Consider the following 1,118-nt stretch of genomic DNA (forward strand, 5'->3'; position numbering starts at 1 on the left):
AAACCCAAAGGTATGAATGTTGAGTAAGTCGGACCCTTCCAGCTTGGACGTTGCATGACGAGACAGGGCGAGCGGCAAATCCTCGGCCGGAATGCCGTACCCATCATCCGTGACACGGATCAGTGTTTTGCCGCCGTCAGCGATATCGATTGTAATCCGGGTCGCCATCGCATCAATCGCGTTCTCGACCAGTTCCTTCACAGCCGACGCTGGTCGTTCGACAACTTCGCCAGCAGCAATGCGGTTTATCGCTGCATCGTCGAGTTGGCGGATACGCGGCGCAACTTTTGATCCTGCATTTTCGTCGAGCATCTCAAAGGTTCCCGTAAGTTTACAAATCATGATGTCCCGGAATTGGAACGTGATGAGTCATAGTAGAACAAAGGGGGAACTATGGCAATCGCCTAACCAGGATTCTGCCCCGTCCGGCATTCGTTCCCTTATGGCACGCAGATGAATAGGGCACTGCTATCGAAGCATTGCGTATATGTATTTTATTTCGGTAACCGACCCTGATTGAATGTTTTATATGCGCAGCTTGCCCCCAGGCGTTCCCTTTTCCCTGTGAGAGAAAGTCTGGGGGGCTTTTTCATATGATCCGCTGTTGGCTTGGACAAGCACACTCGTTGGAGGTGAGTATTGACGACTTCAATTTCCCCTTTTTTCAACTTTGCCCCTCACACGAGGATTTCAGAATGACAAACGAACCCTTGGACACCCTGCCAGTCTTTCGTCCGTCCGACGTTTTAGTTCGGGGTGGTCGTTTAACCAGGTTCAAGGGTCAAATGGCGGACAGTGCACCAAGCCTTTCGATGGTGGCGTCAGCCACAGTGCAGCGTTCAGCGAAGTCGCTAAGCGCCTATGTAGAGAAGGGCTGTTAACGGTGCTGGGTCCTTTTGAAGTGCCATCCGTGGGACGAGTGCTCGTATCGAAGCATGCCTCCAATTGGCTCAAGAGCTCTGTAGCGGAGTTGATCGCGAAGGACCCGGTCGCAGCACAACAGGAAGCCTTCTGGCTTTACATGATCATGAAGCAAAGAGCGAATGCTACAGACTTGGAGCTGGGACAGCAGATTGATCGGCCGTTTTGAAGCGGGCCCAAACCGCTGGTGCATGATG

Annotated in this window: 1 protein-coding gene; it reads right to left on the reverse strand. The window is 52.4% G+C overall.

Features of this window, described 5'->3' with window-relative positions:
• Window positions 1–312, reverse strand: a 312-nt coding sequence (locus ACFWW2_RS02810) for an ATP-binding protein (protein WP_393925968.1), incomplete at its 3' end; no start/stop codon positions are given.
• Between the last annotated feature and the right edge of the window lie 806 nt (window positions 313–1,118).

This window comes from Yoonia sp. R2-816, assembly GCF_046762905.1.
In the GTDB taxonomy this organism is placed as follows: domain Bacteria; phylum Pseudomonadota; class Alphaproteobacteria; order Rhodobacterales; family Rhodobacteraceae; genus Yoonia.